The organism is Streptomyces sp. SM1 (assembly GCF_002910825.1).
GTDB lineage: Bacteria > Actinomycetota > Actinomycetes > Streptomycetales > Streptomycetaceae > Streptomyces > Streptomyces okerensis.
The window spans coordinates 1-14,228 of record NZ_NEUB01001044.1 but is presented as its reverse complement, the minus strand read 5'-3'; the positions used below and the strand labels follow the sequence as shown (position 1 = coordinate 14,228).

Here is a 14,228-nt window from a genome sequence, read left to right as displayed (position 1 = left end):
GTAACCGTTACCGCATGCTGCACCATAGGGAGTAACGCCGCAAGCGGATATGGGGCCGGGGGGCGGGGAGAACCGGGAGGTACGGTCCAGACATGAGTGAGAGATCGGCCCCGCCGGGCGGGCTGGCCCTGGTCCAGGACCTGGTCAACACGCTGGACATCGAGACGGGCGGCGACGCGCTGGACACCGCGGGGGGCCGTGAGCCCTTCGGGCTCACCGAGGGCGACGCCGGCTCCGCCCGCGAACTGCGCGAGTCGCTGCGCGCGACCCTCCTCGCCCACGCCGGCCACCCCCCGCACCGCGAGGTCACCCCCCTCGGCGACCTGCTCGCGCGGGCACCCCTGGTGGTCACGGTCGACACCGCCGACGGCTCGGCCGCCCTCGCACCCGTCGACGACGGGCCGCTGCTCTCCCGGATCGCCGCCGCCGTCGCCGAAGCGGTCACCGCGGGCACCTGGAACCGGCTGAAGGCCTGCGAGGCCGTCACCTGCCACTGGGCGTACTACGACCGCAGTCCCGCCGGACGCGGCCGCTGGTGCTCCATGCAGGTGTGCGGGGCCCGCGCCAAGATGCGCCGGTACCGGGCGAAGGGGGCGTAGCCACACCGTGTCGCCGCCCGGTGGGGCAGAATGCAGCAGGACGCCGGTTCGGCCGACTGAGCCTCGGCCGAACCGGCGTCATCCGCCGCGCCCCACCGTGCCACGGTTCGGTCGACGCCACGCCCACCGGGCAGCTGCCGGAGGCGCGACGCCGGGCCCCACCGGGCTGCCGTGCGGTGCGATGCCCCGCCGCGTTGCTGTCGAGGTGGCGGCCGGCCCCCCGGGTTGCTGTCAGGGTGGTGCGATGCCCCGCCGGGATGTGGTCGGGCGAGGGGACGCCGCCCGTCGTGGTCCGGGCGATGCCCAGCCCCACGGGTCGCACGCCCGTGCGACGCCCCTGCCGCGTCGCTGTCCTGGCGGCGCGATTCCCGGTCCCGCCGGGCTGCTCCCGGGGCCACCCGATGCCCGCCGGGTTGTGGTCCGGCGGCGTGACGTCACCCCGCCGCAGCCCCGGCGGCGCCCGGTTCCGTCGGGTTGCTGTCCGTGTGGTGCGACGCCCGCCCCGTCGTGGTCCCGTGCGGCGCCCGGTCCCGTCGGGTTGCCGTCCGTGCGGCGCCCGGTTCCGTCGGGTTGCTGTCCGTGCGGCGCGACGCTCAGGGCGACGCCCGGCCCCGCCCCGTCGCAGTCAGGGGCGGCGTGACGCCCACCCCCTCGGCTAGGCGGCGGGACGCCCCATCGCGCGGAAGTGCCATCCGGCCTTCCGCCACACCTCCGCGTCGAGCGCGTTGCGTCCGTCCAGGATCAGCCGGTCGGACACGACCTCGCCCAGCTCCGCCGGGTCCAGCTCCCGGAACTCCCGCCACTCCGTCAGATGCAGGACGACATCGGCGCCCCGCACCGCCTCCAGCGCCGAGTCGGCGTACCCCAGGGTCGGGAAGACGCCGCGGGCGTTCTCCATGCCCTTCGGGTCGTACACCGTGACCTGGCCGCCCTGCAGATGGATCTGGCCCGCCACGTTCAGCGCCGGCGAGTCCCGGACGTCGTCCGAGTCCGGCTTGAAGGTGGCACCGAGCACCGCCACCCGCTTGCCCAGGAAGGGGCCGCCGCCCAGAGCCTGCCGGGTCAGCTCCACCATCCGGCCGCGCTGGCGCATGTTGATGGAGTCGATCTCCCGCAGGAACGTCAGCGCCTGGTCCGCGCCCAGCTCACCGGCGCGCGCCATGAACGCCCGGATGTCCTTGGGCAGACAGCCGCCGCCGAACCCGATCCCGGCCCGCAGGAACTTCCTTCCGATCCGGTCGTCGTAGCCGATGGCCTCCGCCAGCCGGGCCACATCGCCGCCCGTGGCCTCGCACAGTTCCGCCATGGCGTTGATGAAGGAGATCTTGGTGGCCAGGAAGGAGTTCGCGGAGGTCTTCACCAGCTCCGCCGTCGGGAAGTCCGTCACCACGAACGGCGATCCCTCCTCGACCGGAGTGGCGTACACCTCCCGCAGCAGCTTCTCCGCCCGCTCGCCGCGCACTCCGACCACGATCCGGTCCGGGTGCAGCGTGTCCTGGACGGCGAAACCCTCGCGCAGGAACTCCGGGTTCCACGCCAGCTCCGCGTCCCCGCCGGCCGGGGCGTGCTCCGCCAGGTACGCGGCCAGCCGGTCGGCCGAGCCGACGGGCACCGTCGACTTGCCGACGACCAGGGCGGGACCCTTGATGTGCGGCGCGAGCGAGGCGATCGCGGAATCGACGTACGACATGTCGCAGGCGTACTCGCCGTGCCGCTGCGGGGTGGTCACACAGACGAAGTGCACATCGCCGAACTCGCCCACCTCGGCCCAGTCCATGGTGAACCGCAGCCGCCCGCTCGACCCCTCGATCCCGGCGACATGCCGGCGCAGCAGCTCCTCCAGCCCCGGTTCGTACATCGGGGCCTCACCGCGCCGCAGCTTGTCGATCTTCTCCGGTACGACGTCGAGGCCCAGCACCTCGAACCCCAGCTCCGCCATGGCCGCCGCGTGGGTCGCGCCGAGATAACCGGTGCCGATCACGGTGATCTTGAGGGCCATGGGTGCTCCAGGGGGTATACGGCATGCAGTGCGCGCCCGAGCATATCCGGGGGGGCCGGCAGGCTCACTGCCCGGCTGTCGCCAAGCTCACCTATCCACGACCCTGGAGGAAGGCCTAAAATCGGAGTTACTTAACGGTAGTTAGCGTGATCGACATCGCAGTGTTCTGGAGCGTGAGAGACCTTGGCCGGATCGGCTGACTTCGACCTGTACCGCCCGTCCGAGGAGCACGACATGCTCCGGGACGCCGTCCGCGCGCTGGCCGAGGCGAAGATCGCGCCGTACGCCGCAGCGGTGGACGAGGACGCCCGCTTCCCCCGTGAGGCGCTGGACGCCCTTGTCGCGAACGACCTGCACGCCGTCCACGTCCCCGAGGAGTTCGGCGGCGCCGGCGCCGACGCGCTCGCGACGGTCATCGTGATCGAGGAGGTGGCCCGCGTCTGCGCGTCCTCCTCTCTCATCCCCGCCGTGAACAAGCTGGGCTCGCTGCCGGTCATCCTCTCCGGCTCCGAGGCGCTGAAGAAGAAGTACATGACCCCGCTCGCCAAGGGCGACGGGATGTTCTCGTACTGCCTCTCCGAGCCGGACGCCGGTTCCGACGCCGCCGGCATGAAGACCAAGGCGGTCCGCGACGGCGACACCTACGTCCTCAACGGCGTGAAGCGCTGGATCACCAACGCCGGCGAGTCCGAGTACTACACGGTGATGGCCGTCACCGACCCCGCCAAGCGCTCCAGGGGCATCTCCGCCTTCGTCGTCGAGAAGTCCGACGAGGGCGTCTCCTTCGGCGCCCCGGAGAAGAAGCTCGGCATCAAGGGCTCCCCGACCCGCGAGGTCTACCTGGACAACGTCCGCATCCCCGCCGACCGCATGATCGGCGAGGAGGGCACCGGCTTCGCCACCGCGATGAAGACGCTGGACCACACCCGCATCACGATCGCCGCCCAGGCCCTCGGCATCGCCCAGGGCGCCCTCGACTACGCCAAGGGCTACGTCAAGGAGCGCAAGCAGTTCGGCAAGCCGATCGCCGACTTCCAGGGCATCCAGTTCATGCTCGCCGACATGGCCATGAAGATCGAGGCGGCCCGCCAGCTGACGTACGCCGCCGCGGCCAAGTCCGAGCGCGGCGACGCCGACCTGACCTTCCAGGGCGCCGCCGCCAAGTGCTTCGCCTCCGACGTGGCCATGGAGGTCACCACGGACGCCGTCCAGCTCCTCGGCGGCTACGGCTACACCCGCGACTACCCGGTCGAGCGGATGATGCGCGACGCGAAGATCACGCAGATTTATGAAGGCACGAACCAGGTTCAGCGCATCGTGATGGCCCGCAACCTGCCGTAGGCACGCCTCCCGGGCCGGGCCCTCCCGGGCCGGGAGCACCGCACGGAAGCGCCGGCCCGGGAGCCGTTCACAGGAAGCGCCGTACCGGGGTGACCGCCGCCTCGGCGAGGCGCTCGGACAGGGGGCGGTGCTTCCAGCGGGCCAGGTCGACGGGCTCGCTCAGTGCGCGGTCGGCATCGAAGTCGGCGTCGAGCTCGGCGGTGAAGTCCTCGTCGAGGACGGCCAGCATGACCTCCTCGTCGTGCTCCATCGAGCGGCGGTTGAAGTTGCTGGAGCCGATGAGGGAGCAGACGCCGTCCACCGTGATGATCTTCGTGTGGAGCATCGTCGGCTGGTACTCCCGCACCTCCACACCCGCTTCGACCAGGGTCTCGTAGTGCTGCCGGCCGGCCAGCAGGCAGGCCCGCTGGTCGGTGTGCGGCCCCGGCAGCAGGATCTCCACCCGGACCCCCCGGCGGGCGGCGTCGGCCAGCAGGCCGATGAAGTACGTGTCGGGCGCGAAGTAGGCGGTGGAGAGCCGGAAGCGCTCCCGCGCCGAGGTGATCACCACGCGCAGCAGCGTCTGCATGTCCTGCCAGCCGAAGCTCGCCGAACCCCGCACCACCTGGACCGTGGCGTTCCCCGGCTGTTCCTGGGAGGTGAAGCGGTCGTGGTCGTCGTACAGGTCGTCGTGGCACTCGGCCCAGTTCTGGGCGAAGGCCGCGGCTATGCCGTCCACGGCGGGCCCTCTGACCTTCACATGGGTGTCGCGCCACTCGCCCGGGTTCCGTGCGTCGCCGCACCACTCCTCGGCGATACCGACGCCCCCGGTGAAGGCGGTGTGCTCGTCGGTGACCAGCACCTTGCGGTGGCAGCGGTGGTTCTGCCGCATCGGCGACAGCCGCGTGGGCTTGCGGAACCAGGCCACCTGGACGCCGGCCTCCGCCATGGCGTCCAGCAGCTCCGGCTCGATCTCCTTGGCCCCGAAACCGTCCAGCAGCAGCCGTACGCGCACACCCGCGCGCGCCCGGTCGGCCAGCGCGCCGGCGAACTCCCGCGCGATGTCGCCCCGCCAGTACACGAAGGTCATCATGTCGACGGTGTGTTCCGCGGCGCGGACCGCCGCCAGCATCTCGGGGAAGATCCGGTCGCCGTTGCGCAGCGGCACCAGTTCGTTGCCCTCGGTCGCGGCGATGCCGATGAGCCGCTCCAGCCGTCTGCGCAGCCGCTTTCTCTCCGCCTGTGGTGTCACGTGCGTTCTCCCTGTCCGTTCGTCGAGCCCTGACGGCGTCGTCGCTCCGGCCCGGGCCCCCTCTCTTCTTGCCGCTACCGGTGCTTTCAAGCAGGCATCCCTGTCCGGGGGTCCGGCGAGCGGGGGAGAGGGCGGTGGTGCGGTCCGTCCTGTGGTGGTCATGGGGAGGGCGGCGTAGGACGGAGGGGCGGGGCCGACCGACGGTGCCCGCCGTCCCCCGGGAGGAACCATGACCCAGCAGCAGCCCACGATGGAACCGATGAGCAGCGAGATGCAGGACTGCGTCCAGGCCTGTATGTCCTGTCACAGTGTGTGTGAGGAGACCATGAGCTCCTGTCTGCAGATGGGCGGCCAGGCCCAGATGCCGATCATGCGGGCGCTCATGGACTGCTCGGAGATGACCCGTATGTGCGCGGACATGATGACGCGCCGCTCGCCGCTGGCGAACGAGATGTGCATGATGTGCGCGCAGGCCTGCGACATGTGCGCCGAGGCGTGCATGTCCATGCCGGACGACGACCGGATGACGCGCTGCGCGGAGTCCTGCCGCCGCTGCTCGGAGATGTGCCGTGCCATGGCCGGCAGCATGATGTGACCGCGCGGGAACGCGCCGGAAGGGGTCGAGGGCACCCCCGCCGGGGGTGCCCTCGACCCCTTCCGGGTGTCCGTCGTCAGTTGCCCTTGACGGTGACCTTCTCGTCGTTGTTCAGCTGGTTCACCAGCTGCTTCACCTTCGCCTTGTCCCACAGCAGGTTGCCGCCGGTGCTGCCCGCGAGCGGCATGTTCATGGACGCGCCGTCGCCTCCGGTGACGCCCTTCATCGACCAGAACATGTCGGCCAGGTCGAACAGGCCCATGTCCTCGTCGACGATCAGGGAGTCCAGGCCGGCGCCCATGGTCGGGTACAGCTTGAAGGGGTTGAGGACCGTGCCCGGCGTGGCCACCTGGCCGGCGAGGGCCGAGAGGAACTTCTGCTGGTTCTTCGTGCGGTCCAGGTCGGAGCCGGGCAGCGCGTACCGGGTGCGCACGAAGGCGAGGGCCTCCTCGCCGTTCAGGGTCTGCTTGCCCTTCCTGAAGTCGGCGCCGGACTTGGTGTCCTTGATGTCCCGCGGGATGTCCATCTCCACCCCGCCGACCGCGTCCACGATGTTCGCGAAGCCGGCGAAGCCGATCTCCACGTAGTGGTCGATGTGCAGTCCGGTGTTGAACTCGACCGTACGGACCAGCAGTTCGGGCCCGTCCTCGGCGTACGCGGCGTTGAGCTTCACCTGGCGGCCGGTACCGGGGTAGGTCTTGCCCGACTCGGAGCCCTTGAAGGACGGGATCTCGACGTTCGAGTCACGGGGCAGCGATATCAGGGTCGGGCCGTTGTCGCCGGTGTGCAGGATCATCACCGAGTCCGTGCGCTTGCCCTCGGAGGAGCCGGTGCGCAGCCGCTTCTTGTCCTCGCTGGACAGTCCCTCACGGCTGTCGGAGCCGACGATCAGGTAGTTGGTGCCCCCGCCCTTCTCGGGCCGCTCGATCACCTTCGACAGGTCGACCTCGCGGTTGAGCTTGGAGTCGGCCCAGAAGTACGTGCCGACGGTCGTCACGACCAGCACGGTGGCGACAGTGATCGCCGTCCACTTGATACGGCGCCGCCAGTCGGGCGCGGGCCGCTGCGGGCCGTAGCCGCCGTCGCCGCCGTCGCCGCCGGGACCGTCGCCGCCGGGACCGCCGCCGGGCGAGCCGTAGACCTGGCCGGTGTTGTAGCCGCTGTCGTAGCCGCCGTGGCCGCTGCCGTCCACGTACGACGGCTGTTGCGGTACTCCGCCGTACCCGGCCTGCCCGGGAGCGGCCGGCTGGTCGCGGCGGACCTGCCGCATGACACGGGCGCTCTCGGGCTGCGCGCTCCCGCTCCCGCGTCCGTAGCGGCTGCCGCGGTTGTTGTCGGACCGTGCCTCGGGCCAATCATTCATGGGAGACAGTGTGCAGGTCCGGGCGGTACGCCATGCAAGGGTCGTCGGAAAATCAGAGCAGTGCTGTTGCGAAGCCGGTACAAACCGGGGCGGACCCCACCTCGGCATAAGGTGGAGTCCATGACAGACCAGGCCCCAGCCGCAGCAGCGGAGAGTCCGGACATCCCGGGCAAGTCCATCGCGGCGTCCCGAACGACCCTCAGCCACATCATGACCCACAGCGACACCAACCTCCTCGGTACGGTGCACGGCGGGGTGATCATGAAGTTGGTGGACGACGCCGCGGGCGCCGTCGCCGGACGGCACTCGGGAGGGCCGGCCGTCACCGCCTCCATGGACGAGATGGCCTTTCTCGAGCCGGTCCGCGTGGGGGACCTGGTCCATGTGAAGGCCCAGGTCAACTGGACCGGCCGGACCTCGATGGAGGTCGGGGTGCGGGTGCTGGCCGAGCGCTGGAACGAGTCCACGCCGGCCACCCAGGTCGGATCCGCCTACCTGGTGTTCGCGGCCGTGGACGCCGACGGCAAGCCGCGCCGGGTGCCGCCGGTGATATCGGAGACCGGGCAGGACAAGCGCCGCTACCAGGAGGCCCAGATCCGCCGCACCCACCGGCTGGCCCGCCGCCGGGCCATCATGGAACTGAGGGAGAAGCGGTCCGCCGAGGGCTTCGACGACTGACACCCCCCCCACAGGACCGCAGAGAACCGCCCCCACAGGACCGCAGAGAACCGCCCCCACAGGAACGCAGGGAACCGCCCCCACAGGCGCGCGGCGAACCCGCGCACCACAGGGGCGCGGGGAACTGCGCAAGGAGGGGTCTGGGGGCGCAGCCCCCAGGGACGGGACGGGAAGGGAAGGGAAGGGGCGGCGGGGGCGCAGAACCACGCGCGCCACCCACCCGCCCCGGGAGCGAGTCCCCGCGAAGGGCACAAGCAGAGCCCGGCCCGTGAAAGAACCGCACCCCCGCCGCCTCCACCCCCGCCGCCCCCACCGCCCGACCACCGGACGGCCACCGCTCAGGAACAGCTCACCTCATCCCCCCGCACCACACCGAACTCGCCCTGCCCCGGATCCTGGGCACGTACCTTGCGGACCTTCTCGAAGTCCGTCCCCGCGATCACCTTCAGCGTGGCGCCCTGCCCCTTCACCGCGCGCAGCTCACTGCCGGGGAGGGCCGCCGCGAGGGACTTCGCGGAGCGGTCCCAGCGGGGGTCGTAGGCGACGACCGTGCGTTTCACGTCCTGCTCGGCCGCGTCGACCGGCGCCCGGGTGGTGCTGAAGCCGGTCGCTGCCAGTGCCGCGTCCACGCGCCGGCCGAGCCCCGCGGTGCCGGTGCCGTTCTCCACCCGCACGCGGATCTGCCGGGGGTCCACCGGCACCCGCTGGGCCGCGTCGGGCGACCGCTGCCCGGAGAGCGACTGGTCCCGGCGGAGCGCGTCGAAGATGTGCCGGGACTTCTCGGTGTCCCATTTCAGGGTCGAGCCGACACCCTTCACGACGTGGCCCATCCTGGCGATCGGCACCGTGGTGAACTCGGAGGAGGACGGCGAGAAGTTGCGCATCGCCCGGCCGAGGTCCAGCAGTTCGCCGGTGCCGAAGCCCTTGTCGGCGCGGACCGAGCCGAGCACCGCGCGGGTCACGTCCCGGAACTTCATCGGGTTCAGCAGGATGCCGGAGGAGGTGGCGCGGTCCACCAGCGCCGCCACGAAGTGCTGCTGGCGCTTCATCCGGCTCAGGTCGGAGGCGCCGTCCACATGCCGGGCGCGGACGAACCGCAGCGCCTCACCGCCCTGGAGGGTGTGCCGTCCGGCCGGCAGGTCGAGGCCGGTGTGGCTGTCCTTCAGCCGCCGGTCGGTGCAGATCTCGACGCCGCCGACCACGTCGACGGTCTTCATGAAGCTGGTGAAGTCGACCTCGAGGTAGTGGTCGATCTTCACCCGGGTCATCTTCTCGACGGTGCGCACGGTCAGCTGCGGCCCGCCCTCCGCGTAGGCGGCGTTGAGCTTGAGCGGGTGCCCCTTGTGCTGTTCCCCGCTCACCCGGTCGGTGTGCGGGGGCGTCTCGGCGTAGGAGTCGCGGGGCAGGCTGACCACGCTGGCGCGGTCCCGGTCCTCGGAGATGTGCACGATCATGATGGTGTCGGTGCAGTGGCAGGGTGTCCCGCCGAGGCGGTACTTCCGCTGCGCCTCCTCGCCGATCTTCTCGCGGCCGTCGGTACCGACGAGCAGGATGTTCATGCCGTGGCCGGCCTCGGGGCGGTTCTTCATGTCGCGGAACGGGTCGACCCGGGCGATGTCCTCGTCGAGGCCGCTGAGCACCGCGTGCCCGATCCCCGCGGAGGCGAGCACCACGACCGACAGGGTGGTGACCGTGCGCAGGACCCAGCGCGGCTTGCGGCGCGGGGGCGCGGCGGACCGCACGTCCGGGCGGGACCGCCGCGGGGGGCGCTGGGGTGTGGTGCGGGGCCGGGGGGACCGCGGCGGCGTGGGCAAGGGGGCACCTCCGGACGACGGCCGTACGGGGAATCGTCAGCACCGTAGGCCGATACGATCTGCGGCCCGGTGCACGGCCCCCCGGCGCGCGCACCGGTGTCCCCCGTTCGCGGTAACGTGAGCCTCCTATGAACGCCAATCCCGACGTGCGGCTCCCCGCCGTTTCCGTGATCATGCCCGTCCTCAACGAGGAGCGGCATCTGCGTGGCTCGGTCCGCGCGATTCTCGCCCAGGAGTACGCCGGCGAGATGGAGGTCGTGATCGCCCTCGGTCCGTCCACGGACCGCACGGACGAGATCGCCGCCGAACTGGTGGCCGAGGACCCGCGGGTGCACACCGTGCCCAACCCGACCGGCCGTACCCCGGCCGCCCTCAACGCGGCGATCCAGGCCTCGCGCCATCCGGTCGTGGTCCGCGTCGACGGGCACGGGATGCTCTCCCCGAACTACATCGCCACCGCCGTACGGCTCCTGGAGGAGACCGGCGCGCAGAACGTCGGCGGCATCATGCACGCCGAGGGCGAGAACGACTGGGAGCACGCCGTCGCCGCCGCGATGACGTCGCGGATCGGTGTGGGCAACGCGGCCTTCCACACCGGTGGACAGGCCGGCCCCGCCGAGACCGTGTACCTCGGTGTCTTCCGGCGTGAGGCGCTGGAGCGGCAGGGCGGCTACAACGTGGAGTTCATCCGCGCCCAGGACTGGGAACTGAACTTCCGCATCCGTGAGGCCGGCGGGCTGATCTGGTTCTCGCCGGAGCTGAGGGTGTCGTACCGGCCCCGGCCGAGCGTGCGGGCGCTGGCCAAGCAGTACAAGGACTACGGCCGTTGGCGGCACGTGGTGGCCCGCTACCACTCCGGTTCCATCAACCTGCGCTACCTCGCCCCGCCGGCCGCGGTGTGCGCGATCGCGGCCGGGATCCTGGTGGGCGCGGTGCTCACCCCGTGGGGCCTGGTGGTGCCCGGTGGGTACCTCGCGGCGATCGCGGCGGGGTCCATACCGGCCGGCAAGGGGCTGCCGCTCACGGCGCGGCTGCGGATTCCGGTGGCGCTGGCCACCATGCACATGTCCTGGGGATGGGGTTTCCTGACCAGCCCGCGCTCCCTGGCGAAGAAGGTCATCGCCTCCCGGCGTCCCGCCGTCCACGCGGACGTGCCGGCCTCCTGACGCACGGTTCGGACGAGGCCCCCTTCCCGGCCGGGAAGGGGGCCTCGCGGTCACCTCACCAGGTGTAGGCGGGGTCGACGTGCATGCACGCCGTCTCGTCGGCCCCGTTGAGCGGTTTCGCCGAGTCGGGGGTGGTGTTGTCCTCCTCGGGCGCCTCGTACCGGGTGCCCTCGCGCCAGTCGGCGCCCACGACGAGGGTGACGCCGGACACGTCGGTGGACCGTTTCACCTGCCCCCCGGGGATACCGAGCGCCTGGGCGACGCGCCGGGCGTCGCCCTCCAGATCGGCGCTCGGGTAGCGCACCACCGTCCGCTTCTCGCTGACGGCGCCGACGGTGTCGGCGGTGGCGCTCGTGAAGCCCTTCTCCTTCAGCGTCCCCGAGATCGTTCCGGCCCGGCCGGGGGCGGCCGTGAGGGTGTCGGTCAGGGTGCCGTTGCGGACCTGTACGGCGATGTCGGCGTCGGCGGCGGCCGGGTCGGACGGCGGCTTCTCCCGCGCCTTCTCCGGCTTCGCGTCCCTGCCGTCGAGGGCGATGTCCTCACGCACCAGACGGAACAGCTTCTCGGCGTCCTCGGTCGGCTCCACGCGGGCGCCCACGTACCGGTTGGGCATCGTCGTCATGGTGATGCGCTCCGGCTTCACCGTGCGCAGCTCGCTGCTCAGGTCGTACAGCTTCTTCACCGTGTCGAGCCCGGGGTCGACGGTGAGTGCCTCGGTGGCCCGTTCGGCCAGCCTGCGCAGCCTGTTGGGGCTGCTCAGGGTGGCGTTCTCACGCAACTGGCGGACCAGCGAGTTCATGTACATGTGCTGTGCCTGGGCGCGGGCGAGGTCGCTGCCGTCCTCGAAGCCGTAGCGCGTACGCAGCCACTGCAGGGCCTGTTCACCCTTGACGGGGTGGGTGCCTTTCTCCATCTTCAGCCCGGAACCGTGTCCCTGGCTGTCGCGCGAGTGGACGTTGGCGTCGACGCACACCGGGACACCGCCGACCGCGTCGGCCATGGCCACCACGCCCGCGAAGTCGACCATGACGAAGTGGTCGATGTGGATGCCGGTGAGCTCCTGCCAGGTGGCCACGGTGCAGCCAGGACCGCCGTGTCCGAGGCTCTGGTTGGTCATCGTCCGCCCGTCGCTCGCCGGGTAGACCGTCCCGTCGTCCGGGTCGGTGCACTTGGGGATCTCGACCAGGGTGTCGCGCGGCATGCTGATCACGGACATGTTGGTCCGGTCGGCGGAGAGGTGGACCAGCATCTGCACGTCGGCGAGCGGGGTGGAGCCGAACGTCTCGCGGGCGCCGCCGAGTTGCTGGTTCTCCTTGCTGTCCCGCGCGTCGCTGCCGATGAGCAGGATGTTCAGCGGGGTCTGTCCGGCCGCGTTCGGCGTCGGCTCGGCGACCTTGTTGTCGCCCAGGTTCAGGGCGTCCTTCCTGATGTTGGCGTTCAGCTGCCGGTAGTAGACGTAGCCCGCACCGGCAGCGCCGATTATGAGCAGGGCGAGCACCGCGGCCGTCCACTTGAGCAGCCGGCGTGCGCGTCGCGGGCGGGGGCTGCTGTCACCGGCGGGCGGACCCTCGTCCGGGCTCTCCTCGTGCTCCTCGTCACGGGGTGTCTCCCGCGTGGCGTTCTGCGTCACCGCCCCAGCCCTTCCCACCCCTGCGAAGTCCTCACTTCGACGAACAGGCCCGTCCTGCGTCCTGTTAGACGCACGAAGGGCCCGGCAGTTGCCCCGGAATACGAGACGACTTCAACGAATTCCGGAGCCCGTCTCCTGACCCGACTCCTGACACCCGGCGCCCGCCGCCGCCCCGCTCCCGTTCGGGCCGCCGGCGTCAGCGGGGCCGGGCCGGTGAGGGGCGCTCCCCGGCCGTGGCCCCTCCCCCCGCACACCGCTCCGCGTCATCGTCACGTCTCCCCACCCCGCACAGGACACGGGCCCGCCGGCGTCCCGGAGGACGCGCGACGGGCCCGCCGGACCACTACTTGGCGCACTCCACCTTGTCCGCCGTGGACTTCTCGATGTCGTCCGGCGCCTTGTCCGGCACGGTGAGCGAGACACCCGCGCCCTTGAAGTCCTTGCCGAGGGTCAGCGTCATCGCGGGCACACCCTGGGAGTTGGTGACGCTCTCCCCGGGCTTCATCGCCGATCCCGACAGCCCCATGACGGCGGCCAGCCGGCGTGCCTGATCGGCCTGGTCGGGGGCGTACTCGAGAGTCGTCCTGGCCAGCTCGGCCGGGGCGTTGCCCGCGTTCTCCGACTTGGTGACGCCCTGTTCGACCTGGAGCCAGCTGAGGGTCGACTGCGCGCTGCCCGCGGCGGCACCGCCGTTGAGGATCCGGACACGGACCTCGGAGGCCGGTGCCTTCTCGCCCTTCAGCCGGGCGGCGACCGCCGCGCTCTCCTCCTTCTCCTGCTGCTTGACCTCGGTGAACGACACGTCGTTACGGATCAGGTCGAAGATCTCGGGGGCCTTCGCGTCGTTGAGGACGACGGTCGCCTTCACCGTCTCCGCCGGGTTGTCGAGCACCGGCACGGTCGTGAAGGTCAGGTTCTTGACGTCGAGCTTGCCCAGCTCCAGACCGAGGTCCTTGAGCTTGTTGATGCTGTCCAGCGCGGAGTCGACGGTGAGCGCCTCGGTGCCCGCCTCGGCCAGCTTGATCATCTTCGAGGGGCTGGTGAGCGTGTCGTTCGACTTCAGCTTGCGCATCAGCGCGCTCAGGAACTGCTGCTGCAGCCCGATCCGGCTCAGGTCGCCGCCCAGACCGACCGAGTGCCGGGTGCGCACATACGCCAGCGCGTCCTCGCCCTCGATGGTGTGCGTGCCCTTGGACAGCTTCAGATGCGAGTCCGGGTCGTCGATGTCCTTGGCCAGACACACCTCGACACCGCCGACCGCCGAGGTCAGCGTCTTGACCGCGTTGAAGTCCGCCACCATGAAGTTGTCCGGCTTGATCCCGGTCAGCTCGGTCACGGTCCGCATGGTGCAGCTGGGCGTACGGCCGCTCTGGCCGAGGCTGGTGTTGAAACGGACGCCGGGGGTGCCCGGGATCACCTTCTCGCTGCCGTCCTCCTGCTGGGTCGGGCAGTCGGGGACGTCGACTATCAGGTCGCGCGGGATGCTCAGCGCGGTCGCGTTGGAGCGGTCCTTGGACACGTGCAGCAGGATCGTGGTGTCCGCGTGCCCGGCGCTGCCCGCGTCGCCGTAGCCCTCGTTGCCCGAACCGGTGCGCTTGTCGGTGCCGATCAGCAGGATGTTGATCGCCTTGTCCTTGCTGAAGCCACCGGTGCCGGCGCCGTCGTCGGAGACGGAGGTGATGTTGTCGTTCAGATGCTCCAGATACAGATAGCCGCCCACGCCGGTGGCGAGCACCACGAACGCCATGGTGCCGCCGGTCCACAGCAGGACCTTCTTCGCCTTCGACTTCTTCGCCTTCGACTTCTTCGCCG

The 14,228-nt window shown here is 70.9% G+C and carries 11 protein-coding genes; 5 read left to right on the top strand and 6 right to left on the bottom strand.

Going from position 1 to position 14,228, the window contains the following annotated elements; genetic code table 11:
- The first annotated feature begins 92 nt into the window (after positions 1-92).
- Positions 93-599, top strand: a complete 507-nt coding sequence (locus tag B9S61_RS39025; protein ID WP_103546440.1) for a CGNR zinc finger domain-containing protein — start codon at positions 93-95, stop codon at positions 597-599.
- Between the two features lie 655 nt (positions 600-1,254).
- Here the strand turns inward: B9S61_RS39025 and B9S61_RS39020 are convergent.
- Positions 1,255-2,598 (bottom strand): UDP-glucose/GDP-mannose dehydrogenase family protein, encoded by a 1,344-nt coding sequence (locus tag B9S61_RS39020; protein WP_103546438.1) that lies wholly within the window; start codon positions 2,596-2,598, stop codon positions 1,255-1,257.
- A 183-nt stretch (positions 2,599-2,781) separates the two neighbouring features.
- Here B9S61_RS39020 and B9S61_RS39015 point away from each other — a divergent pair, with 183 nt between their 5' ends.
- Positions 2,782-3,939, top strand: a complete 1,158-nt coding sequence (locus B9S61_RS39015) for an acyl-CoA dehydrogenase (protein WP_103546436.1) — start codon at positions 2,782-2,784, stop codon at positions 3,937-3,939.
- A 67-nt stretch (positions 3,940-4,006) separates the two neighbouring features.
- Here B9S61_RS39015 and B9S61_RS39010 read toward each other — a convergent pair whose 3' ends face one another.
- Positions 4,007-5,170: a phosphatidylserine/phosphatidylglycerophosphate/cardiolipin synthase family protein gene (locus B9S61_RS39010; protein ID WP_103546435.1), complete on the bottom strand. Its 1,164-nt coding sequence runs from the start codon at positions 5,168-5,170 to the stop codon at positions 4,007-4,009.
- A 229-nt stretch (positions 5,171-5,399) separates the two neighbouring features.
- Between B9S61_RS39010 and B9S61_RS39005 the strand changes: the two genes are divergently transcribed.
- The gene (locus B9S61_RS39005; protein WP_103546434.1) at positions 5,400-5,765 is read left to right on the top strand and encodes a four-helix bundle copper-binding protein; all 366 of its coding nucleotides are present in this window, start codon (positions 5,400-5,402) and stop codon (positions 5,763-5,765) included.
- Positions 5,766-5,841: 76 nt separating this feature from the next.
- Here the strand turns inward: B9S61_RS39005 and B9S61_RS39000 are convergent, their stop codons facing one another.
- Positions 5,842-7,128, bottom strand: coding sequence for an LCP family protein (locus tag B9S61_RS39000; protein WP_103546433.1), 1,287 nt, complete (start codon positions 7,126-7,128; stop codon positions 5,842-5,844).
- Positions 7,129-7,248: 120 nt separating this feature from the next.
- On the opposite strand from B9S61_RS39000, the gene B9S61_RS38995 reads away from it, so the two are divergent.
- A complete protein-coding gene (locus tag B9S61_RS38995; protein WP_103546432.1) occupies positions 7,249-7,806 on the top strand; it encodes an acyl-CoA thioesterase in 558 nt (185 codons plus the stop codon).
- A gap of 338 nt (positions 7,807-8,144) precedes the next feature.
- On the opposite strand, the gene B9S61_RS38985 is transcribed toward B9S61_RS38995, so the two are convergent.
- Positions 8,145-9,620 (bottom strand): LCP family protein, encoded by a 1,476-nt coding sequence (locus tag B9S61_RS38985; RefSeq protein WP_103546429.1) that lies wholly within the window; start codon positions 9,618-9,620, stop codon positions 8,145-8,147.
- Positions 9,621-9,748: 128 nt separating this feature from the next.
- Between B9S61_RS38985 and B9S61_RS38980 the strand changes: the two genes are divergently transcribed.
- On the top strand, positions 9,749-10,786 hold the full coding sequence (locus B9S61_RS38980; protein WP_103546427.1) for a glycosyltransferase family 2 protein: 1,038 nt from the start codon (positions 9,749-9,751) through the stop codon (positions 10,784-10,786).
- Between the two features lie 55 nt (positions 10,787-10,841).
- On the opposite strand, the gene B9S61_RS38975 is transcribed toward B9S61_RS38980, so the two are convergent.
- Both B9S61_RS38975 and B9S61_RS38970 read right to left on the bottom strand, forming a co-directional pair.
- Entirely contained in the window at positions 10,842-12,416 is a 1,575-nt protein-coding gene (locus tag B9S61_RS38975) for an LCP family protein (protein ID WP_103546425.1), read from the bottom strand.
- A 343-nt stretch (positions 12,417-12,759) separates the two neighbouring features.
- On the bottom strand, positions 12,760-14,228 hold a 1,469-nt coding region (locus tag B9S61_RS38970), incomplete at its 5' end, for an LCP family protein (RefSeq protein WP_258040119.1).

Excerpts from the sequence above, each read along its gene's own strand:
- B9S61_RS38980 (WP_103546427.1), top strand. The coding sequence starts at position 9,749 with ATGAACGCCAATCCCGACGTGCGGCTCCCCGCCGTTTCCGTGATCATG.
- B9S61_RS39000 (WP_103546433.1), bottom strand. The coding sequence starts at position 7,128 with ATGAATGATTGGCCCGAGGCACGGTCCGACAACAACCGCGGCAGCCGC.
- B9S61_RS39005 (WP_103546434.1), top strand. The coding sequence starts at position 5,400 with ATGACCCAGCAGCAGCCCACGATGGAACCGATGAGCAGCGAGATGCAG.
- B9S61_RS39025 (WP_103546440.1), top strand. The coding sequence starts at position 93 with ATGAGTGAGAGATCGGCCCCGCCGGGCGGGCTGGCCCTGGTCCAGGAC.
- B9S61_RS39020 (WP_103546438.1), bottom strand. The coding sequence starts at position 2,598 with ATGGCCCTCAAGATCACCGTGATCGGCACCGGTTATCTCGGCGCGACC.
- B9S61_RS38995 (WP_103546432.1), top strand. The coding sequence starts at position 7,249 with ATGACAGACCAGGCCCCAGCCGCAGCAGCGGAGAGTCCGGACATCCCG.